This is a genomic window from Sedimenticola hydrogenitrophicus (assembly GCF_025175675.1).
GTDB classification, from domain to species: domain Bacteria; phylum Pseudomonadota; class Gammaproteobacteria; order Chromatiales; family Chromatiaceae; genus Sedimenticola; species Sedimenticola hydrogenitrophicus.
The window spans coordinates 1-20,827 of sequence record NZ_JANIOA010000057.1 but is presented as its reverse complement, the minus strand read 5'-3'; the positions used below and the strand labels follow the sequence as shown (position 1 = coordinate 20,827).

The following is a 20,827-nucleotide window of genomic DNA, read 5'->3' as shown; positions in this document are numbered from 1 at the left end:
GGGTCGGCGCAGGAGTTCCTTCGTCCCGGGGCGGCTCTTCCACAGTGGTTTTTTGTAGGATGCGGTGAGTGAAACGAACCGCATCGATCATGAATGATGCGCCTCGCCGCGCCCGGTGCAGGCTACAGGCTACGCCCGATGGCCCCCTTGTCCACCCCTTCGTACGCCTCCACCCGGAATGTATCTTCGGGGTGTTCCCGTTTCAGTACCTCGGCAATATGCTGGGCCAGATTTTCCACCGTTGAGTCGTTATCGATCAGGTAGCAGCGCTGACTCGGAAGTTCCAGTCTGAACAGCCCCTGATTGGCGGTATAGCCGAAGCGGTAGAGGGTTTGCCCCTGCTGCTGGATGGACTCCTGCAGGTCGCTGTGGGTGCCGATATAGATATCCCGCCAGCGGTCCGCCCAGGCGGACTCCAGTGCTCGGTCCCGTTTGCCGTTGCGATAGATGGCGATGCGCGAGCGGTGGCCGTGGGCGATGCGCTGGCAGTTGCCGGCGTGGTGTTTCAGTCCGTGGCTGTAGCGGTACCAGGCGCCCTCGATCGGTTCTGCGTAGAGCCGCAGGCGCAGTTCCTGGATATTGTCCGGCAGCTGCGGCCGCAGCTTGTCGATGATGGCCCGGATCAGACTCTCTTCGGTGATTTTTTCAGCCGGAATGAGCGCAATGGCGTTGTTGGGGCCGCTATGCAGCAGGGTCTCCCCGGATGCCAGCTGAAACTGGATGTCGCAACGATGCTCCTGCTGTTGGATCCGGCAGTGCGGATAGCGGGCCGGGACCAGCAGGCGATGATCGAACTCTTCGTCTATACAGCGCTTGACCTGCTTTTTCACTTCGCCGAAATCGAGCACCATGCCCTGATGATCGAGTGACCCGTCCAGTTCGATATCCACCAGCCAGCTCTCTCCCAGCAGGCCCGCCACGGGATCCAGGTAGGAGAAGTCCATTACCGTCAGCCGGTTAACAAACAGTGTGGTAGTCATCGTGGGTCCGGTAGTCGCCGTGTCAGGTCGAGCATCTTTGCAGGCTTTGTCGGCACAGGCAAGCCCTGCAAATCCGGCGGTGGAATCCTGGGTTGGGTAACCAGAGGGGTCGGAGTCAAGTCGTGCACAGGCGGTGGGAAATGCTTCCTGGTCCGGGCGACTTGACTCCGACCCCTTCCCAGGTAGGTCATTCCCGCGGTGGGTTCGCGGGAGGGGGAAGCACCGTAGCCTGGATGCAGCCGCCACCTCCCATCCAGAAACAACCCACTGCGCCCACGGTGGCGGAATCCGGGATCGGGGAACACACAGGGGTCGGAGTCAAATCGCGCACAGGCGGTGGGAAATGCTTCCTGGTCCGGGCGACTTGACTCCGACCCCTTCCTGCGGGAGAGACTTTGGCCCCCCTGGACGTAGGGGCAATCCCCCGTGGTCGCCCGATGTTTCCGGGCACGCGAGAAATGGGTAGGCACGGGGGCCTACCCCTACGGGGCGTTCATAACCGGTCAGGCTCCCCCATGCCGTCAGGCGACCCGTGCTTTCTCCCACTCCGCGGTGTTTGTGGATTGGCCCGGAGCCGTGGGCTGTAGTGAAGCAACGGACTCATCGGAAGTGATCTTGAACTGCCGCACCACCTGCTGCAACTCCGTGGCGAGCTGTCCCAGATGGGCGGTGGTGTTCATGGATTGCTGGGAGAGGCTGGCGGCGCTCTTGCTCTCCTGGCTGATGGTTATGATCGAGCGGTTGATCTCCTCGGATACGCTGCTTTGTTGTTCCGAGGCCACGGCGATCTGCCGGTTCATGGCGTTGATGGTCTCGATGGCGGCATTGATCGCTTCCAGCGAGGCACGGGCGCTGTTGGCCTGCTGCACATTCTCCTCGGCCGTGGCGCAGCCGTTCTCCATTGCCTTCACCGCCTGGTGGGTGTTGTGCTGCAGATTGCGGATCATCTCCTCGATCTCGCCAGCGGACTCCTGGGTTCGGGTGGCCAGATTGCGCACCTCGTCGGCCACCACCGCGAATCCGCGACCCTGTTCACCCGCCCGGGCCGCCTCAATGGCTGCGTTCAATGCCAGCAGGTTGGTCTGTTCGGCGATGCCCTTGATAACATCCAGTACACTGCCGATGCCCTCGCTGTTCTTCTCCACCTGGCCGATGACATTCGCCGCGTTGGTGATCTCGCGGTGCAACGACTGGATCGAGCGGGCGGTCTCCTCGACCGTCTTGTGGCCCGCCGCGGCCTCTTGGGTGGCCGAGCGGGTCGCCTCCGAGGCACTGGCCGCATTACTGGCCACTTCGCTGATGGTGGCCGACATCTCGTGGATGGCGGTCGCCACTTGCTGGGTCTCCTGCTCCTGCGCCAGCACCATGCGGCTGATGTTGCGGGTGCTCTCGGTGGTCTCGGCGACGGCGCTGATGACCTGTCCGGTGGCGCTGGCGGTGTGCTGAACCAGCGCCTGGATCTTGTCGATAAAGGTATTGAAGGCCAGTGCCAGGTGGCCGATTTCGTCCTGGGTACGGCTCTCCAGGCGACGCGTCAGATCGCCCTCGCCATGGGCGATGTCGTCCAGCGCCTCCACCACTTCGCCAAGGGGCCTGCAGATCGCCCGGCTAATGAGCCAGGCCATGAACAGACCGATGACCAGGCCGATTCCCATCAGCAGCGAAACGGTCAGGGTGGTCTGGTTGGTTTCATCGACCAGCGTGGTGTTGGTCTCGGCAATGGCGCTGGACTGCAGCGACTCCAGGGCGTTGAGCTTATTGTCGATCTCCTGGAACAGCGGGGTCGCTTCGCTACGCACCAGCCAGGCATCGGTGCGCCACTGATCGCCGCCGTGGATCTGCATCATCTTGTCGATATTGGCCTGGTAGGTAACCAGTTGACTCTGGAACTGCTGCAGTGAATCGGCCTGATCCAGGGTCAGCTCATCCTCGTGTTCCGCCAGCCGGGAGAGCAGCTGTTCGGTGCGTTCCAGGTAGAGCTTGAGGTCGTTGGTCACGGCATCGGAACGAAACGCCAGATAGCCGCGGATGCTGCTCATTACGTTACTCCAGGCGTAGCGCAGGTCGGCGAACTGGGTCAGCAGTGCACGGCGCTCGGGGGTGGCCTCCTCTTCCTGCTCGGAGGCGATCATCTGCGAGGTCAGCTGGACCATGACGCGGCTCATGGGATTGAGGTCGGTATTGGCGAAGGCGATGCCCGGGAAGTTCTTTTCATAGCTGGTGGCGGTATCGAGCAGGCGATCCCCGAGGGTGCGGAACCGCGCCAGATCCCCGGAGAGACCCTCCACCAGCGCCATGGACTGGCTGTCGGAGGTAACAGCCCGGAGTTGTTTCAACTGTTGCACCAGCGCCTCCGACTCCTTCAGCCCCTGCAGAAAGCCGGTGCGATGGCTCTCCTCCTTGGTTGATAGGAAAAACCCCAGCGCGCTGGCGGTCTGGTGGACCCGGGCGGAAAGCTCCTTGGAGAGCAGGGTGGTCGGCTGGCGTATCTCAACCATCTCCACCACCGAATGCTTTACATTGTTCAGGCTGTTGAGGGTCTGGACGGAAATGGCGGCGATTATGGCCAGCAGCACGGCAAAGCCTGCCCAGATCTTGTGACGGATTTTCATGGTATTGAACACGGGCTACCTCCATTGGGGAATTGTTGCATTCCCTGTTTTTGGTCCGACTTGGCGCGGATCTCTTTATATGGAACAGATTAACGGCGGGGGGATGGGAATCTTTAGTTCCCTGGTAAATATATGTTATTGCCTCAAGGAATTGCCGACTGGCATCGGCCAAAAATCCCAGTTTTTATTCGGGAGGGTGGGTATATTCGTTTGACGTAATTCAATTGCTATCGAGCCGATGATTAGGGGACAATGTTCCCCTTCATCATCGGCTTGAAAAATTCGATTCTACAGCACAGCGCCAGGGGGTGTGGTGTAGGGCACGACCTGAGCCTTCGTCGTTCGCGTTCCGGCAGCCAGGAGCAGCGCTGCCGCGGGAGCGGCGACTGCGGTTTTGCCTGCCTTTTCCAAAAATGCGCGTCTCGATTTATCGATTTTACTGTGTTTGGTGTCTTTGGACATGATCGGCTCCTCTAGGAATGTTTATTGTTTCGCCTGTTCCCATATTCTTCGTAGCATATTTCAGGCCGATACAAAAAAATCCTGGTAAATCAAATAGAAATCCAACAAGCGGACAGCTATCCCGGGCCGGCGTCCGGATCAATGTAAAAAAAACTGACATTTTTAATACTGCCCAAGATCAGGCTGTTCCAGCTTGTCTGAGATAGCCCCGACCAAACTACAGGCTTCACCCAGGTCTGAGACGGTAAGCCGGTAGCAGGGTATTGTCTCAATCCAGTTTAGCATTCCGAGAACTTTCTCTTTATTCAGGCGGGTGTCCACTATCAGGCACTCCTGCAACAGCGATTCAAGCGCTTCGATTGATTTGAGGGGTTCCAGTTTCGTGGGCTGGTGCGGTGAGTAGTGTGGAAAAAATATGGCGCCCACCGGGCGCAGGGTATCCGTTGGTGGTAATGCCTCTAACGGGGGGGGCATATAGCGGACCCGTTTGCCGTCTCCTCGTAAATGCAACTTCAGGTCAGTTAGTTGCGGGTAGTAGCGGGAGAGCACGGCCATGCCGGTGTCTTTTATGCAGATGGCTAGGGGGACGGGTTCCACCAGGAATTGGTTTCCATGGAGCAAAGCCACCTCGTCGGAAAAGAACTCGAAACCATGATGGGTCAGTGCCGCGGTGAGTGTGGTTTTTCCACTCCCCGGGGCGGCGGGAAACAGATAAGCGAACTGTTCATCGCCAACAACTCCTGCATGTATATCAAGAAAGAATTCGTGGGTACTCACCGCAGTCTGCCAGACGAGGCCCTTAACCAGGGGTGCGAGCCGTTGAGCTTCACTGCAGGTGAGTGCCGCTACAGAGTCACGGTAGATGACGGTATTCCCTGGCGTATCTGTAACCAAATCAATGGCTACGGTGACGTGGGATGGGGTGCGTTCCCGAAGATGTTCCAGGATCGGTTCAACGTGGGAAAGTTGCTCCGGATGGGTAAAGCGCATGCGGATGTTTGAGCTCAACAGTCTGTATCGGCACTCGGCAATGAAACGTTCATCATTGTACAGGTGCCTCTCCGGGGGGGGTACAGATAAAGTTTCGTCTGCCCGGGGGGGCTCCTCAAAACCCTTGAGTACTCCCAGTGACTGGAAGAGTCCTTCTGTCTGCTCAAGGAGGTCTCCGGCCGCTGATGGAGTGAGTGAGAAGGTGGTCCGCAGCTTCTCCTTGATCTGCCGCCCCCCATCGCCCTCCTCCAGCAGGTACCAGACAAAGGCGGCGGAGGTGTTCAGATGAAAGAGTTTCTGCGCCGGCTCAGAGAACAGTATTCCTTCGCCGTCCAGGAACAGGAGGTGTGTTCCCTCAGCGGGCTGCATCGGTACGTTCCGGTTCGTTGGTCTCATGTAGCTGGTCAGAGGGGGTGCGCTGTCTCTTCAGCCACAACCAGGTGGGCAGGGCCAGATAGTCATGCAGCATTTTGTAGGGGGTATAGAGAAAAAAGAGTCGGTCGGGCAAGGCGATGGACATGTAATGCAGCTCCCTGGGTTGTGTCACGGTGCGCAACAGGTAACGCCACCGATCCCGTTGTCGTTCACGAATCTCCCAGTGAAATCGGGACAGTTGGTAGATTGACCGGGCGCGCGTATCCACCTCAAAGAAGGTATCGGCAAGATGCCGGCACCAGTTTGTTGCCATTTCGTCTTTGTTGATCCAGCCGGTGAGCGCAGGGGGGAGTGGCGCCTGTATCAGCCGCTCAGCCAGTCCAAGGCCCAGTCTGACCATCCGCCCCAGGCCTTGTGACTTGGAGCGTTCCATGAGTTCGTCCCAATCCAGTGCGGGATGGCTTCTGATGTACTCGGCTATGTCCGCCACCCACTTCAATTTGGTCCATCTTTCCTTTCCTCCGTGCACGCAGAGAATGATCAGTTCATCCTCTGGCGCGAGCCGGAGGATACACCGGCCGTTGAAATCCCCGTATTCTGCTCGATCCCAAATGCCGCGATAATCGACGTCCAGTGCCAGGGTGCTGGGTGCGAAGGCCCAGTGGGGTTCTATGGGAGCTCCATTCCCGTAAAGGATGTCCTGACCCGAATACGTCAGAAATGACCGTAACTGTTTCGGTGACAGGCGCAGGTTCTGTGTGTAACCGATTTCACACAGCTTTTCCAGGCAGCTCTGCATCTGTTCCTCGTGGATCAGGAAATCCAGATCCCTGAAGCTTCTCAGCGCGAGGTCTCCATACGCCGTCAAGGCCAGGGTGGGGCCCTTAAAGGGGATTGCCTCGATACCGCCGGCGGCCAGTTCGGCCAGGATGTCGGTCAGCTGATCAGCCAGCAACTGATTGGTCGATCTTTGCTCCTGCAGATGTTGGCGTGCGGCCTCCAGGAGCACGTCTGGTACAAGATCTGGTTGATACAACAGGCTTCTGCAGAGTAGGCCCGTAACGCCATGTTCTAGGGCGGTTTCAATCAGTCGGGTCCAATCCAGGGTTTCGGTGGTCTCACGCAGAAGATCCGCCACATGCGGACCCGGCAAGGTTCGTGCCGTAGCCAGCAGCAATGATTGCTCTGGAGAACAGGTGCTCATGGGTCGTCTCTTGGCATGGTCAGCCCTGGTTCTGCCAGTCGGCTTTGGCCAATCGGCTCACATGGGGCCAGGCGCGGAGCATTCTTACCGCTCCTGCCCGCCGCCTGTGGGGCTTGTCGTCTCTGTTATGACTTTCAGTCTAGTACACGAACGCGGTTCGAGGCTGCGCTTTCTGATCTCTGAAAAGTGGAGCCACCCGCCGGAATCGAACCGGCGACCTCATCATTACGAGTGACGCGCTCTACCAACTGAGCTAGGGTGGCTTATCGGGGACCTGCGTGCCGTAATCGCGACTGACCGGCGTACAGCGAGGGGAACGCGAGTATAAATAAATGTTGTCCTGGGCACAACCGTTTACTCGCCGGGTAAGTCGCTGGAATATAGGGGGTTTCAGTGCTCCTGTCTGAACCGTCCGAGGCTGCGGACATATGATCCGTTATTAAGGTGTCGGGGTCGTTGGGGGGCAGGGAGAGGCATTGATGCCTGTTCTTCCCTCTCTTGTCAGGTGGTCCGGATTACTCCTTGGGTTGGAGGTGAACCACGACCTCAATTCCGCTGATCTCTGTACCTGCCGGAGGCTGGGCGTTCATGTTGATATGGACCTGTTTCGGGTCTATATCGCAGATCTCCTGGGTCAACGGGTTATAAAAATGGTGGTGCGGGTGGGTGCTGGAGTCGTAGAAAGCCCGCTCCTGATCGACAAACAGCTCTCGAATCAAACCTTTGCGGGCGAACAGCCCGAGCGAGTTGTAGACCGTGGCCTTGGAGACGGGGCGTCCGGTCTGGTTGGTCAGGGCGAGTACCTGTTCGGCCGACAGATGCATTGGCCGCAGCAACATGGTCGAGGCGATCTTCACCCGCTGCACTGTCGGGCTGATGCCGTGACTGCGCAGCAGTTGCACGATCTTCTTGCGGTGCTCGCTGTTTTGTGGGTCGATTTGGCTCATGAGGGCAGATTATAGATATATGATGAGCAATTAGTCCACTCGGACTTCGTGAGCAGCTTTTTTGCTGTGTCAGGTGAATTCTATCACGTTTCAATCGGTGGGTTCGGCCGTTAGTCGGGTGAATTCCCCGCTTGATCGCTATCCGATTACGTTTACCAGGATTGTTTGCTAAACAGACCATGAGGGTTGATCTCCTGCGTAGTGGGGGTAAAGAAGAGACAGGTGCGTATGAGGTTTAACAATAAAAGTTGTATCGGCGATCGTTGTTGGTTAAGCCAATGTGGATTTACATTGGTGGAATTGATGATAACCGTGGCGTTATTGGCAATTGTCCTTTCGCTGGGGGTTCCAAGTTTTAGGCAAATGATCGTTGATAACCGGATGACCTCCCATGCCAACCTCCTTGTCACCTCATTGAATGTGGCGCGCAGTGAGGCGATAAACCGGTCCGATAGTGTGACTGTCACAGCAACTTCCGGTACCAATTGGCATCTCGGGTGGAGCGCGGCCACCTCGAGTGGCACGACCCTCCGTTCACAGTCTGCGTTTAAGGGTGGGGCGACACTGGTAGGTACGGCGGGGAACCTCACCTTTTCTTCGACGGGTTATCTGTCTGGTGCCGCTGTGACATTCGATTTGTGTGATGCTGAAGCGACCACGGAGCGCCGTATAACGGTAGTGCCTGGCGGCCGCGTTAATCTGGATACTTCTCATGTTTGCCCCTGATCCTGTAACTGAAAGATCCTCCTCCCTGGGACGTAACAAGCGACGTCAATGTGGGTTTTCGATGATTGAGGTTCTTATCTCGATCGTGGTGTTGGCTATCGGGTTGTTGGGTATTGCCGGGCTTCAGTTAAGTAGCCTGAAAGGAACGGATAGCGCCAATTACCGCAGCACCGCCACCATGTTGAGTTATGACATCGTCGACAAGATGCATGCGAATAGGGCGCTTGCTCTTGCGGGCAGCTACAGTATCGCCATGGCAGCCGGATTACCTGCTTCGCCCACAACGATTCAAGACGTCGATATTGCCAATTGGCTAACGGCTCTGGACACATATCTTCCATCCGGTGATGGGTCGATTACCATCGCCAACGGGGTGGTGACAGTGACGGTTCAGTGGGATGACAGTCGGGGTGAGGGTAGCACAACCGAGTCATTTCAATTGAGTACGGCACTATGAAGAGGATAGTTATGAAGCCGGTATTCTATCAGCACGGTATAGGTCTGGTTGAGATTATGGTTGCGCTGGTGCTGGGGCTTATTTTGATGGCGGGTGTTGGCCAGGTTTATGTAGCCAGTAAACAGTCCTACCGAACGGCAGAAGCGGTGTCCCGTGTCCAGGAGAGCGGCCGGTTTGCCATGATCAAAATTGCCGAAGACCTGCGTATGGCAGGTTTCATGGGATGCGGAGCGGGGGGGCTCAATATTACCAATAGCCTGGATCAAGCCGATGCGGCCTATAACCCGGTGCTGCACGATTTTACGGTGGGTGTTGAAGGTGCGGATGGCGCCTCCGCTGGGCCCGATACGATATCTATCAAATATGCAACAAACTATGGGCTGAAGGTGGTCCAATTGATGGTGCAAACCTCAGCAAATATCAAGGTTACTCCAAATGACAAGGTGAATCCGGGTGATATCGTACTTGTATGTGATGTGGCTCAGGGTGACATTTTCCAGGTTACCAATGCGACCGGCGGTTCTGGGGCAAATAAAGATACGACCGTCCATAACGCTGGCACGTCCGTCGCTCCTGGTAATTATAACCCGGGTGCCTGTGCGGGTAGTGGGGCAACTCCGCATTGTCTCTCTAAGGCTTATGGCACCAATGCACGGATATTTGGCCTGTCCTCCATCGGGTACAGTGTTGGAGCCGGTTCGGGCGCGGGGTCGCCGCCTGCACTGTTCAGGAGTGAGAACGGTTTTTCACAGGAGATTGCCGAGGGAGTGGAGAATCTGCAGGTGGTTTACGGTGTTGATACTTCGGCAACGGAAGATGGTGCGCCCGATACCTATATGACTGCCACGGCGATCGCGGCGGCGATCACGGGCGGGTCTGCGACGGTGAACTGGACGCGCGTGGTAAGCGCCCGGGTATCGCTTCTGATGCGCACGGGTGAGACCAATCTGACCCAGTCGGCCCAAGTTTATACCTATGACCACGATGGTGATGGTGTGGCTACTTCGCAGACAGCGGCCGATAAGCGGATTCGAAGGGTATACACGGCAACAATCAATCTTCGCAATCGCTCACTTTAAATCCATCAATTCGATCGGAATGGATGTTATGAACAGATACGTGAATTCGAATCGACAGAAACAACATGGAGCGGTGCTGGTGGTGTCACTGCTCATTCTGTTGATCATGAGCATAATAGGCATCTCTTCCATGCAGAATACGGTTTTGGAGGAGCGTATGGCGGGCAATATGAAAGATCGGAATATGGCCCTCGAGGCTGCCGAGGCCGCCTTGAGGGATGGAGAGGCCTATATTGACACCTTGGTGACTACCGGTGGTTTCAACGGCACCAATGGGTTGTATGGTCTGACCGATGATGAGGATGCCTCGACCTGGAGTTCGACCGACTCAAAGGCTTATCCACAGACCTATACCTCGGCGGGAAATCTGAGCTACGTCAACAGCCAGCCGAGATTCATTGTCAAGCTGGCCGGTACCATTGCAGGTGCGCAAGGGGCCAAGAATATCGGCGGTTATGGTAAAGGTCTTTCCGCAAAGGATACGACGGCGTTTGAAGTGACGGCGCGGGGTGTGGGAATAAGTCCCAGTTCGGAAGTGCGTCTGCGCACGGTATATGGGAGGAAGATGTGATGACTACAAGATGGAAATGTAGACCGCTGGCGCGTGCAGGTGCAGCACTCTCGGCGGCAGTTCTTGTTTTTCTTCCCGTGCAATCTTTCTCCGCACCCGGGACGCTCTCCAATGTGCCCCTGTTTCTGGACAGCGCGGCTCTGCCCAATATTTTCTTCATGATCGATGACTCCGGCAGTATGGATGCTGATTTGACGACGCCGGCAGGTGCGTTGACCGGGGTGGGTGGGTCCGAAGGGCTTATGCCGATTGATGCGGGTGGCGGTGCTTATTATGGATACATGTATGCAACTTATGCTTCCGACAATGTATATACGTATCCGGGAACGTGGGGTGGAGTGGTCCCAACACAGGAGTCCGTGGATGCGGCGGCAAAGACAGATGCATGGGCATCCATGACGGGTGTCTGGCGAGCCAGGAATAAGGATTACAACAAGACCTATTATGATCCATCTGTGACCTATGAGCCTTGGTCGGGCGTCGACTCCTCGGGTAACGCCTATGCCGATGCCACATATACCAGCGTTTACACCGACCCCTACGACAAAACTGGGTCAGTCAATCTGTCCATAACCCAATCTGTGGATACCCGGGTTCCCGACGTGGCAAACAGTGGACAAACAAATTTTACATTTAGCTACATGCCCATGCGTTACTGGGAGTGGACCGATTCCAACGGGAATGGTGAAGTGGATGCTGCGGATTCCCATGTGTTGATCGAAATCACATCCGGAAAATCCGCTTGTGCCACTGGTACACCTGGATCGAGTTCAGGTGCCTGTCTGGTCCGGGATTATGCCGACGAGGCACAAAACTTCGCCAACTGGTGGCAGTATCACCGGCGCCGTGAATACGCCATGAAGGCATCGGTGGGTAGTGTGGTTGCCGGTACCAACAGCGTACGCATGGGTATCTCCACGTTGCACGCCACGTCATCTGAGCAGATGGAAGTTTCGGAGATAAATAACGATGTAACCAGCGGCAATAAGAAATCGCTAATGGATACCATCTTTTCGATCCATTCAAGCGGAGGGACTCCCCTGCTTCAGGGTTTGATCGATTCGGGCGATTATTATGACTGTACGGGGGCGGATCCGTTCGGTTTTTCAACCGACTGTCCGGTTGAAACAACGGCAGTTTCACCGGCTACCGAAGCGGCCGGTGTTTGCCAGCAGAATTTCACCATACTCTTTACCGATGGATATTATACCGACAGCACATCCAGTTACGGGAATGCGGATGGTGCCGTTGGTGGTTCCAGCTGGACTGATGGAGGCGTGACCTATAAGTTCGATGAGGGTCCGTATGGGGATACGGTAAGTAATACCCTGGCCGATGTGGCAATGCACTATTATGAGCGTGATCTGAATAGCGGGTTGGATAACAAGGTGCCCACCCAGTGCGGTGTGGATGAGAATCCCGGCCAGCACATGGTCACCTATACAGTGGGTTTCGGTGTTTCGGGCTCGCTAACAAATGCTGATCTGCCCAGCAATCCCAAGCATCCGAACTACGCCTACGATGCTAGTGATTCCACCTGCACGGCTACACCAACAACATCCACGCCCACTTGGCCGAGTTCCATAAGTTCCAACGCCGACAAGATCGATGATCTTCTTCATGCGGCCTATAACGGTCGGGGTGAGTATTATAGCGCCAATAATTCAGCGACACTGGCTGCCTCCATTCAAAGCGCAATAAATGATGTACTCTCGCGTACAGGGTCGGCATCCGCGGTAGCCTTTAACTCAACCACGCTAGGTACCGATACCCACGCCTATCTGGCGCTGTTTGATTCCGCGCGCTGGAGTGGTGATCTGATCTCGTATCCCCTTGATCCGACGACCGGCGCCATTTCTGCTACGGAAGATTGGAAGGCCGCCACGAAATTGAGCACGGTCAGTCCCAGCAACCGTGTGATCCTGACCAGCAGTAGTAGTGATGGTATACCCTTTACGTGGAGCGCCATCAGCACGCTGTTGGCAACAGATGTCATCCGCACAGACCTGGAATACAACTCCGGTAACGGCGAGAAGCGTCTCGATTATCTGCGCGGTGACAGTTCCAATGAGGGTACAGGTGAGAACTATCGCATCAGGACCTCTCGCCTGGGTGATATCGTACACTCGACACCGGTATTTGTGGGTTCTCCGGATGTAGGATGGCCGGATGCGGCGCCGTTCCCGACAGCAAGCCCCAACCGCTATAGCGATTTCAAGGCGGCTCAGCTGGCTTCCCCGCGTGAAAAAATGATCTATGTGGGGGCTAATGACGGGATGTTGCACGGTTTCGCTGCATCTGATGGAACCGAAAAATTAGGCTATATCCCTAGGGTACTCTACTCGTCCGGCGCTTCAGAGGGATTGCATTATCTAACAGATCCCGCTTACGGGCACCGCTACTATGTGGACATGACCCCGGCAGTTTCGGACGCCTACATTAAGACTACCACGAGCGGTTCAGTGAGTTGGCATACGGTTCTTGTCGGATCGTTGGGTGCCGGTGGCCGGGGAATCTTTGCACTTGATGTGACCGATCCGAGTAAGTTCAGTGAGTCCACTTCACCAAGTAACAATCCGGCTGATGTGGTAATGTGGGAGTTCACCAGTAGTGATGACGATGATCTGGGTTACACCTACAGCGAACCAGTCATCGCATTAACCAATACGGTTAGTGGTGGCGCAAACCGCTGGGCCGCTATCTTCGGCAATGGCTACAATTCAACCAATGGCGTGGCCAAGTTGTTTGTTGTGTTCCTTGATGGCGGTATCAACGGCAGTTGGATGGCGGGTACAGATTATATTGAGATCACTACAGGTACCGGATCGTCGGGTTCAAAGAATGGCCTCTCAGCCCCCGCGGTAATCGATACAGACGGTAATGGCACGGCGGATCGGGTGTATTCCGGTGATCTTCAGGGCAACATGTGGGTGTTTGATTTGAGCAATAGTTCAACCGGTAGTTGGGGGTCTGCGTATAAATCAGGTTCCACCCCGGTTGCGCTGTTTACCGGAAACAGTGACCAGCCCATTACCACAACCCCCATCGTCGCTGATCATCCGACAGAAAGTTCATCGGGTTCCAATCAGCCAAATCTGATGGTCTATTTTGGTACCGGTCAGTACCTTACGGATTCGGATATCAGTACCACCACCATGCAATCCTACTACGGTGTATGGGATGAAGGCTCTTCTCAGTTAAGCCGGAGCAATCTAGTGGAGCAGGGTTTGGCCAGTGGTATCACGGGTAATGGGGGAAGCTTCCGCATACTGACGGACAATGCCGTGGGGTACAATCTGTCCGGGATTAGCAAACAGTTTGGCTGGTTTATCGATTTTGATCCATCCTCCACCGCGTTGGGCGATTCGGGAGAACGCGTGGTTGTTAATTCAACACTGCGTGGTGATCATATCTTCTTTAACACCATTGTGCCATCACCCAATCCCTGTACCGCGGGCGGGTGGGGTTGGATGATGGCCGTCAAGTCAGTGAACGGTGGTCAACCCGACGCTCCGGTTTTCGATTTTAATAATGACGGTGTTGTGGACGCTAACGATGTCGAGAGTGTATCTGGTGATGTGCCTAGTGGAACCAAGCACTCTCAGGGCATGCCGTCAGAGTCGTCGTTCCTGGGTAACAAGCAATACACTACCGATACAACGACGGAAAAGGGAACCGATGTAGATCAGCGGCAAATCGAGGAGTTGGAAGGTCCCAACACGGGGCGGTTTTCGTGGGAAGAGTTGTTGAATTTCTAGCAGAAGTGTGAACTTTGATAAACGAGTTGGATTGATGCAAGAGAGGCAGTGTATGAAATTTAAACAACACGCAAGTAGATTGCGGTTGGTTGTTATGGCAGTAACGGTGCTGTCTTTGCCGCTAACCGGACAAGCCGATACCAGCAATTTAGTGACTTTGACTGGGAAAGTGCTTTCCGTAAATTCAGCAAATAAGACGCTGTTTGTTGGAAAGGTTTTATTGGCCGAGGATGGTAATAGCAAAATCTATTTGAGTGATCGTTCCTTTGGGGCGGATCGTTTAATGGATCTTAGAAGCGGGTATACGGTTTCAACTGAATATATTAATGAGGGGAAGCCTCCTTACGCGCTAGTTACGCTTCGACTGATTTCTAAATATTCCAATTACAAGATGCCTGAATTGTAATAGGTGTTTTCTGTAAAACGCTTTCTATTTGGAAGAATGAGATGGAATACATACATAATCGTGGTTTTACCCTGATCGAATTGATGATCGTGGTCGCCGTAATCGGAATACTGGCGGCTATAGCTTATCCGTCGTATGAGGAGCAGGTGCGTAAATCCCGCCGTGCCGACGCGACCGGGGCGCTGTTGGGGTTAGCCGGCGCATTGGAGAGGCGATATACCAGCACGGGTTCCTATGCGGGTGCGGGTGCGGGTGGAGGCAATACAGGAGCGCCCACAATCTTTTCGACAACAAGCCCGGTTGATGGTGGTACGGCTGCTTACAATCTGACGATCAATACGAGTAACGCCAGCACTTTTACAATACATGCCGCGCCCACTGGCCCACAGGCCGGGGATAAGTGCGGCACGCTGACCCTAACCCAGGATGGCACAAGAAATGTCACCGGACAGTCGGCTGGTATTACTGCCAATGATTGTTGGAACTAAAGAATTCCTGATTACCCATCAAACTCAGCTGTGTTGAGGAAAATATTAGCCGCAAATGAACACGAATAATGTCATTTCGTAAACATCTTATCCGCTGGTTTGGGGAGTACCGATCATTTTCGGGCATGAGTCGGTCCCGATTAAATCCTAAGCGGTTGGTTATCTTTATCACTATTTGCGTGTATTCTCGTTCATTCCATCCTTAGGTCCGTAAACGGTGCATCCTTGCACCACTCCTCGCGGCTTAAATAAACGGTATTCGACCATGGCTGAGTATTGTGGGTAATCAGGAAAGAATTTCAGAGTTGTTAGATTAACTGCAACGCCCGCGGCAACGAAAAGGTCACATTCTCCTCGCGCCCGCTCAGGGTCCGAACCGAGGTCGCGCCGCGCTCCCTAAGTTTTTCGATCACTTCGTTGACCAGCAGGTCGGGGGCGGAGGCGCCGGCGGTGAGGCCGATCATCCCAACGCGGTGCAGCCAGGCGGGGTCGATGTCGTGGCACTTATCACCTGGCCGTCGGTAGGGAACCGGCTTACTCTCCGACGCTATTGGTCTCTTCTGCTTTTTCCTGCGCTAACCCCCTACCTCCCTATATGCTTGGGCGGATCCATGCTGTCGTGGAGAACGCGCAAGACATCAATCACCAGGGGCTCATGGCTACGATATACCAGAAAGTGTCGCCCCTTGCGTCCATGGCGGGCAATATGAAGGAGGCGGATACCGGAGGAAATATCATCACGAATCTTACTGCCAGGGAGATCCGGGCCGGCCAAGAGCGCCGCTAACGCCAGATGGATCGTTTCCGTGTAGGTATCAGCCTGTGCCGAGCCGAATTGTTCATCCGTCCAAGCCAGAATACTCGCAATATCACGATCAGCCTGTTCTGACAGGCGTAACGACCAATCCACTATTAGGTGCGCTGACGCAAATTGGCCAAATGAGAGCTAATATCCTCATCGGAGCCCAGCGTGACGTACCGCCCACTGTCAATATCGTTCACGCCCAATGCAACGGCATCCTTCAGTGCCTGCAACCGGATCTGATCTTCCTGATCGCGCTGCTCAAGCAGCCGCAAGCCCTCTCGCAAGACTTCACTGGCGTTCTGGTAACGTCCGGAGGCTACCAGCCGTTCCAGCAGCACAGCCTGATGATCGGTCAATACAACGTTTCGGGTAGGCATCTCCACCTCCAATCTCTAATATTGGCAGTTTATGCCAATGCCTATGTGTTGAGCAAGTGAGATCCAGCAGGCCCTCCGGAAATGCGGGATTTGCGGGTCCGGGATTTGCGGGTCAGAGAACAATATTCTCTAATATACCCGTGGTGGCAGATGCTGCCGGAATGATTACCTGGCCGGCAAGGTGGCCGGAATCACCAAGCCCTTGATATTACAAAAACTGCTTAGTTGCCACGGCTGGTATTAGGGATTGCGTTGCTCTTGAGTGATGCAGGTGGTTTTGCAAATATAAATGTAGACTTTATAAAATATAAATCATACATTTATTTATGCATTACTTGGCAATATGATACCAATGCAATGATAAAGCGAAAATTGAGCACTTGGATATTGGATGCCCTGCAGGGTTTTCCCGTAGTGTACGTCAACGGCCCACGTCAGGCCGGTAAAAGCACCCTTGTCCAGAGCCTCGCCGCCAAAGAGTGGCCTGCCGATTATGTCACCTTTGATGATGCCACCATGCTCGGTGCGGCAGAGGCTAACCCGGAGAGCTTCTTGCGTGCCTATGAGGGCAAATTGATTCTTGATGAGGCCCAGATGGCCCCTGGTCTGTTCCAGGCGCTGAAGGTGTTGGCCGATGAAGCCAGGCGGGAGAACAAGGTTAGTGCCAATGGCCGCTACCTGTTGACGGGCTCGGCTAACATCATGGCTCTGCCCAAGCTTTCCGACGCGCTGGTGGGCAGGATGAGTGTGCTGACACTTTATCCCTTGTCCGCGCTGGAAATATCCCAGGGGAAGGGCGATTTTCTGGCGCGGTTGGTGGGTAACGATTTCAAGCCGGGTACTATCAAGAGGAAGTTGGGAGTTGGCGCCATCATCAGGCAGGCTACTTTCCCTGAGATAACCGATCAGGCTGACAGTCGACGCAGGCAATGGTTCGAAGCCTATATCACTACTATCCTCCAACGGGATGTCCGACAGATTGCCGATATCGCCAAGCTGGGTATTCTGCCGAATCTACTCAAAGTGTTGGCCGCTCGGGCGGGGGGGCTGATTAACGAGGCGGATATCGCGCGGGCGATTGGACAAAACGCGGTGACGACTAAAAATTATCGCATCCTTCTGCAAATGATGTTCCTGGCTTTCGATGTAAAGCCCTGGTTTCGGAATATCGGCAAGCGACTGGTGAAGGCACCTAAGGGCTACCTCATCGATACATCGCTGTTGTGCCACCTGCAGCAAATCGATATTACCAAGGCGGAATTCAATGACCCCCATGTTTTCGGACATCTGTTTGAAAATTTCGTCGCTACCGAGCTATTGAAGCAATTGTCATCATTGGACATTTCGGCTCAACTCCATCATTTCAGGACCAGCGACAACAAGGAAGTGAACTTTGTGTTGGAGCAGCCCGATGGCCGGCTGGCAGGGATCGAGGTCAAGAGTCGCGATGCAGTGACGGCGGCTGATTTTAGGGGACTGGAAGAGCTGCACAAACAAATTGGAAACGACTTTGCCTGCGGCATCGTGCTCTATCGGGGCAGCAAACTGATTCCGTTTGGCGACAAGCTTTGGGCTGTGCCGGTTGATGTTATGTGGGCTTAGGGCTCGCGAAAAAATAAGTTTCGGTATTCGGTCGCCGCAGATGCACGCACCCAGATGGTGACGGATGCTGCCGGCTCGATTTGCCCCTATTTTCTACCCGATGACACGTTTATTACACGCGAAAGCAATACCGGGTTACGTTGTTGTAATCCTCTTGACGCAGTGCGATAGTTAATCTGGATTACGTTGTGGGAGGCATAATGAAGCCATCGCAAGTCTTGGAGTCGCACCGGGCCGACATTCGGCGCATCGTGGTGGCGCATCGCGCCCAGAATGCCCGTGTCTTCGGTTCAGTGGTCCATGGTCGGGACACGGACGATAGCGACCTGGATATCCTTGTTGACCCAACGTCTGACACGACGTTGATGGATGTGGCGGCAATTCAGGTCGAGTTGGAGGACCTTCTTGGCATATCCGTGGATGTGTTGACTCCCAAGGCCCTGCCTGAGGCATTCCGCAACCGTGTTCTCTCTGAGGCAATGCCAGTATGAATAAGGCCTTGCGCGTTCCCGATTACCTGGGACATATCCTGCAAGCCATCGAGCGGATCGTGCGCTACACGGAGGACCTGGATGAGGCCGGGTTCTTGAATAGTGAAATGGTGCAGGATGCCGTCATCCGCAATATCGAAATCATTGGCGAGGCATCCAACAACATTCAGCGCGTATTCCCTGAATTTGCCTCGCTGCATGAGGGCATTCCTTGGCGGGTCATGTACACGATGCGCAACCGCGTATCCCATGGCTATGACAAGGTCGACCTGGAGATCGTCTGGAAAACCATCCGTGCCGACTTGCCGAGGCTGTATCAGCAGGTGCGGGAGGTGGTTCAGGGCCTGCCGCGTAATGCCGACAGCTAAGGGATGGAACCATGACCAGCGCCAACAAATACCAACGTTCGGGCTTTCAGCCGCGGTGATCATCGGCAACTGCGCCACTCACCAGACGATTTGCCGGTCAGAGAATAATGCTACTTAGTTAAGCCCAGAACCACCGTCATCCCGGCGACTCGATGGAGGCAGTTTCCCTGGATTCCGGCCTGCGCCGGAATGACGGAAACAGGTGTATACCGGCTTAACTAAGTAGCATTCCGGTCAGAGAACAATATTCGCTGATATACCAGTGGCAGCAGCGCGGCGCCATCATGCCGGGTTTAGACAGGCTGCTGCAATGCCCGCGGCAAAGAAAACGTCACATTCTCCTCGCGCCCGCTCAGGGTCCGAACCGAAGTGGCGCCACGCTCCTTGAGGTTTTCGATCACCTCGTCCACCAGCAGGTCGGGGGCGGAGGCGCCGGCGGTGAGGCCGACCATGCTGACGCCATCCAGCCAGGCTGGGTCGATGTCATCGGCCCGGTCGATCAGGTAGGCGGGGGTGTCGGACTGCAGGGCCAGTTCCCGCAGCCGGTTGGAGTTGGAGCTGTTGGGTGAGCCGACCACCAGTACCAGGTCGCACTGCTTGGCCAGCTCCTTGACCGCGTCCTGGCGATTCTGGGTGGCGTAGCAGATGTCATTCTGTTTTGGCCCCTGGATCCGCGGGAAGCGCGCCTTCAGCGCCTCGATCACCTTGGCCGTGTCGTCCATGGAGAGGGTGGTCTGGGTGACGAAGGCAAGGTTGTTCGGGTTCTTGATCTGCAGCCCCGCCACGTCATCGGCGGTGACCACCAGGTAGATGCCGCCCCGGTCACCCTGGGTGCTGTACTGTCCCATGGTGCCCTCCACTTCCGGGTGACCGCGGTGGCCGATCAGGATCACCTCGTGGCCGTTGCGGCTGTGCCGGGCAACCTCCAGGTGCACCTTGGTGACCAGCGGGCAGGTGGCGTCGAACACCTGCAGCTTGCGTCGCTCCGCCTCTTCCCTGACCGCCTGGGCCACGCCGTGGGCACTGAAGATCACGGTACTGTCCTCGGGGATCTCCTCCAGCTCATCGACGAAGATGGCGCCGGCCCGTTTCAGGCTGTCCACCACGTAGCGGTTGTGCACCACCTCATGGCGCACGTAGATCGGGGCGCCGAAAATCTGCAGGGCCCGTTCCACGATTTCGATGGCGCGGTCGACCCCGGCGCAAAATCCGCGGGGATTGGCGAGTAGTATTTCCATGGGCGTATCCGGTTTCGACCTCTAGTAGTCTTTCAATTAGACATTGTCGGGTGAAGCTGTTTCGGTTTCGTAGGGTGGATAAGCCGGTAGGCGCATCCACCGCAGCAATGGTGGAGGCGCTGTCGCTTATGCCATCCTCAGGTCCGTAAACGGTACATCCTTGTACCACTCCTCACCCTACAAAAGTACTTTATCAGATTGAAGTGCTAGGGGTTGTTGACGCCGATTATTTCGACGGTAAAGACGATGTCGTGACCGGCCAGCGGATGGTTGAAATCGACCTTTACCTGCGCCTCGTCCAGCTCCTGGACGATCCCGGCGAGTTCATCGCCGGCGGGTGTGGCGAAGCTGATGACCAGTTCCGGCTCCAGTTCCATCTCCGGAGGAAACGAGCTGCGGGGCATGAAGTAGGCCTTCGCCTCGTCGCGTTGTCCAAAGGCGTTATCCGCCTCCAGGATCATTGACTGCTTCTCCCCCGGTTTCAGGCCGTAGAGGGTCTTCTCGAGATTTTCCGTCAGGTCGCCGCTGCCCAGGGTGAGGGTAACCGGCTCATCATCGAAGGTGGTGGTGATAATGGTGCCGTCGCAGAGGGCAATGGCGAAGTGCAGGGTCACTTCGTCGCTAGGGGTGATTTCCTGGAGGGCGTCAGACAAGTTCGTTATTCCGTATAGGTTGGGTGAAGGTCGTCGCCAGCGTCACGCGGGTTGTCCGCGATGTTGCCAACAACGTTTAAAGTTTACAAGTTTCGCGGGGTAGGTCTGCCCTATACCCATAAGGGAATGGTACTAAGTTAAGGCAGGCGTCCATTTTTTCGTCATTCCGGCGCAGGCCGGAATCCATGAATTCACCGCGGATGCGGGTTCTGGATCCCGGCATTCGCCGGGATGACGG

At 55.5% G+C, this 20,827-nt stretch carries 21 protein-coding genes and 1 tRNA gene; 10 read left to right on the top strand and 12 right to left on the bottom strand.

From position 1 onward, the window contains the following. Positions 1-122: 122 nt before the first annotated feature. From NPX02_RS19620 to NPX02_RS19590, 7 genes are all read right to left on the bottom strand, one after another. Positions 123-980 carry a 6-pyruvoyl trahydropterin synthase family protein gene (locus NPX02_RS19620; RefSeq protein ID WP_260295710.1) on the bottom strand — a complete coding sequence of 286 codons (858 nt, stop codon included), beginning with the start codon at positions 978-980 and terminating at the stop codon, positions 123-125. Positions 981-1,501: 521 nt separating this feature from the next. Beyond that, entirely contained in the window at positions 1,502-3,592 is a 2,091-nt protein-coding gene (locus NPX02_RS19615) for a HAMP domain-containing methyl-accepting chemotaxis protein (protein WP_260295709.1), read from the bottom strand. A 288-nt stretch (positions 3,593-3,880) separates the two neighbouring features. Further along, a complete protein-coding gene (locus NPX02_RS19610) occupies positions 3,881-4,054 on the bottom strand; it encodes a hypothetical protein (RefSeq protein ID WP_260295708.1) in 174 nt (57 codons plus the stop codon). 162 nt (positions 4,055-4,216) lie between these two features. Next, positions 4,217-5,413: a hypothetical protein gene (locus tag NPX02_RS19605; RefSeq protein ID WP_260295707.1), complete on the bottom strand. Its 1,197-nt coding sequence runs from the start codon at positions 5,411-5,413 to the stop codon at positions 4,217-4,219. After that, the gene (locus NPX02_RS19600; RefSeq protein ID WP_260295706.1) at positions 5,400-6,623 is read right to left on the bottom strand and encodes a nucleotidyltransferase domain-containing protein; all 1,224 of its coding nucleotides are present in this window, start codon (positions 6,621-6,623) and stop codon (positions 5,400-5,402) included. The genes NPX02_RS19605 and NPX02_RS19600 overlap by 14 nt, the downstream gene beginning before the upstream one ends. Before the next feature lie 187 nt (positions 6,624-6,810). After that, positions 6,811-6,886: transfer RNA gene (locus NPX02_RS19595), tRNA-Thr, on the bottom strand. A 252-nt stretch (positions 6,887-7,138) separates the two neighbouring features. Further along, entirely contained in the window at positions 7,139-7,570 is a 432-nt protein-coding gene (locus tag NPX02_RS19590) for a Fur family transcriptional regulator (RefSeq protein ID WP_260295705.1), read from the bottom strand. Between the two features lie 228 nt (positions 7,571-7,798). On the opposite strand from NPX02_RS19590, the gene NPX02_RS21650 reads away from it, so the two are divergent. Genes NPX02_RS21650 through NPX02_RS19560 form a run of 7 tightly spaced genes read left to right on the top strand, consistent with a single transcriptional unit; the run spans position 7,799 to position 15,055 of the window. After that, positions 7,799-8,296, top strand: coding sequence for a GspH/FimT family pseudopilin (locus NPX02_RS21650; protein WP_418067352.1), 498 nt, complete (start codon positions 7,799-7,801; stop codon positions 8,294-8,296). Continuing rightward, positions 8,283-8,753, top strand: coding sequence for a type IV pilus modification protein PilV (gene pilV, locus NPX02_RS19585; protein WP_260295704.1), 471 nt, complete (start codon positions 8,283-8,285; stop codon positions 8,751-8,753). The genes NPX02_RS21650 and pilV overlap by 14 nt, the downstream gene beginning before the upstream one ends. An 11-nt stretch (positions 8,754-8,764) precedes the next feature. Next, a complete protein-coding gene (locus NPX02_RS19580) occupies positions 8,765-9,832 on the top strand; it encodes a PilW family protein (protein ID WP_260295702.1) in 1,068 nt (355 codons plus the stop codon). Positions 9,833-9,860: 28 nt separating this feature from the next. Continuing rightward, positions 9,861-10,403 carry a pilus assembly PilX family protein gene (locus NPX02_RS19575; RefSeq protein ID WP_260295701.1) on the top strand — a complete coding sequence of 181 codons (543 nt, stop codon included), beginning with the start codon at positions 9,861-9,863 and terminating at the stop codon, positions 10,401-10,403. After that, on the top strand, positions 10,403-14,161 hold the full coding sequence (locus NPX02_RS19570) for a pilus assembly protein (RefSeq protein WP_260295700.1): 3,759 nt from the start codon (positions 10,403-10,405) through the stop codon (positions 14,159-14,161). Before NPX02_RS19575 ends, NPX02_RS19570 begins: the two co-directional genes overlap by 1 nt. A gap of 52 nt (positions 14,162-14,213) precedes the next feature. After that, a complete protein-coding gene (locus tag NPX02_RS19565; RefSeq protein WP_260295699.1) occupies positions 14,214-14,567 on the top strand; it encodes a hypothetical protein in 354 nt (117 codons plus the stop codon). Between the two features lie 41 nt (positions 14,568-14,608). After that, entirely contained in the window at positions 14,609-15,055 is a 447-nt protein-coding gene (locus NPX02_RS19560) for a type IV pilin protein (RefSeq protein WP_260295698.1), read from the top strand. A gap of 308 nt (positions 15,056-15,363) precedes the next feature. On the opposite strand, the gene NPX02_RS19555 is transcribed toward NPX02_RS19560, so the two are convergent. The 3 genes from NPX02_RS19555 to NPX02_RS19545 all read right to left on the bottom strand — a co-directional run bounded on the left by NPX02_RS19555 (position 15,364) and on the right by NPX02_RS19545 (position 16,237). Next, the gene (locus NPX02_RS19555) at positions 15,364-15,549 is read right to left on the bottom strand and encodes a hypothetical protein (protein ID WP_335342608.1); all 186 of its coding nucleotides are present in this window, start codon (positions 15,547-15,549) and stop codon (positions 15,364-15,366) included. An 89-nt stretch (positions 15,550-15,638) separates the two neighbouring features. Beyond that, positions 15,639-15,965 (bottom strand): type II toxin-antitoxin system RelE/ParE family toxin, encoded by a 327-nt coding sequence (locus NPX02_RS21645; RefSeq protein WP_260295697.1) that lies wholly within the window; start codon positions 15,963-15,965, stop codon positions 15,639-15,641. Positions 15,966-15,967: 2 nt separating this feature from the next. Further along, positions 15,968-16,237: a type II toxin-antitoxin system ParD family antitoxin gene (locus NPX02_RS19545; RefSeq protein WP_260295696.1), complete on the bottom strand. Its 270-nt coding sequence runs from the start codon at positions 16,235-16,237 to the stop codon at positions 15,968-15,970. 258 nt (positions 16,238-16,495) lie between these two features. Between NPX02_RS19545 and NPX02_RS19540 the strand changes: the two genes are divergently transcribed. From NPX02_RS19540 to NPX02_RS19530, 3 genes are all read left to right on the top strand, one after another. Beyond that, complete coding sequence (locus tag NPX02_RS19540) at positions 16,496-17,839, top strand: ATP-binding protein (protein WP_260295695.1); 1,344 nt, start codon at positions 16,496-16,498, stop codon at positions 17,837-17,839. Between the two features lie 200 nt (positions 17,840-18,039). After that, complete coding sequence (locus NPX02_RS19535; protein WP_260295694.1) at positions 18,040-18,330, top strand: nucleotidyltransferase family protein; 291 nt, start codon at positions 18,040-18,042, stop codon at positions 18,328-18,330. Further along, on the top strand, positions 18,327-18,698 hold the full coding sequence (locus NPX02_RS19530) for a HepT-like ribonuclease domain-containing protein (protein WP_260295693.1): 372 nt from the start codon (positions 18,327-18,329) through the stop codon (positions 18,696-18,698). Before NPX02_RS19535 ends, NPX02_RS19530 begins: the two co-directional genes overlap by 4 nt. A gap of 293 nt (positions 18,699-18,991) precedes the next feature. Here the strand turns inward: NPX02_RS19530 and ispH are convergent, their stop codons facing one another. Beyond that, positions 18,992-19,936, bottom strand: coding sequence for a 4-hydroxy-3-methylbut-2-enyl diphosphate reductase (gene ispH, locus NPX02_RS19525; RefSeq protein ID WP_260295692.1), 945 nt, complete (start codon positions 19,934-19,936; stop codon positions 18,992-18,994). Positions 19,937-20,142: 206 nt separating this feature from the next. Continuing rightward, the gene (locus NPX02_RS19520) at positions 20,143-20,589 is read right to left on the bottom strand and encodes an FKBP-type peptidyl-prolyl cis-trans isomerase (RefSeq protein WP_260295691.1); all 447 of its coding nucleotides are present in this window, start codon (positions 20,587-20,589) and stop codon (positions 20,143-20,145) included. Positions 20,590-20,827: the final 238 nt, after the last annotated feature.